This is a genomic window from Vibrio sp. 1288, assembly GCF_033344475.1.
In genome coordinates this window covers 1-784 of record NZ_JAWPOX010000372.1, presented here as the reverse complement: position 1 = coordinate 784, position 784 = coordinate 1, and the positions used below count along the sequence as shown (strand labels likewise).

Sequence of the window (784 nt, the reverse complement as noted above, 5' to 3'; positions counted from 1 at the left end):
CGTTTTTGTAGAAGCTCTTGTCGCGTTTAGCTGGTTGCTTCGCCACTTTCTTCGCTTGAGGACGCGCTTTTTTCGTCGTCGCTTTCTTATTACGGAAATCTTTCTTAGGTGGTTTCAGACCTTTAAATTTACCTTTCAAATCTTCAAACACTGAGAATGCAAGATCTTGCTGTAGGTAAGTTTCGATACGCTTGAAGCTATCCCAGTCTTTTGGACCAACCAGGGAAATCGCATCACCTTTGTTACCCGCACGGCCAGTACGACCAACGCGGTGCACGTATTCTTCTGTATGCTTTGGCATATCGAAGTTGATGACGTGAGTCACTGTCGCAATATCCAATCCACGAGAAGCGACATCAGTCGTTACCAGAATCTTAAACACCGCACGCTCAAACTGGCTCATGATGGTGTTACGTTGCGTCTGGTTCAAGTTACCACTCAGAGCAACGGCCTTCAGTTTTTTCTCGTTCAACTTCGCGGTTAGACGTTCGGTATCGTCACGCGTTGCCGTAAAGATGATCACTTGACGGTATTCCGCTTCAGAAAGTACGCGTTCCAGAATCGCTTCTTTGTGATCAAGGTGATCACACAAGTAGAATTTTTGCGTGATATCTTTGTGTTCTTCGTTAGATACGCCAACTGCGATACGTTTTGGCGCATTGAGCATTTCAGAAGCAATATCGTTCACTTCTGCGTGGTCCAACGTTGCTGAGAACATCAACGTTTGACGACGACGGTGTTTCGCCGCGTTATGGATACGACGTAGCTCAGGCGCAAAGCCCAA

At 46.6% G+C, this 784-nt stretch carries 1 protein-coding gene; it reads right to left on the bottom strand.

Annotated elements, in window-relative coordinates; translation table 11 throughout:
- Window positions 1-784, bottom strand: a 784-nt coding sequence (locus R8O11_RS26840; protein ID WP_318194825.1) for a helicase-related protein, incomplete at both ends; no start/stop codon positions are given.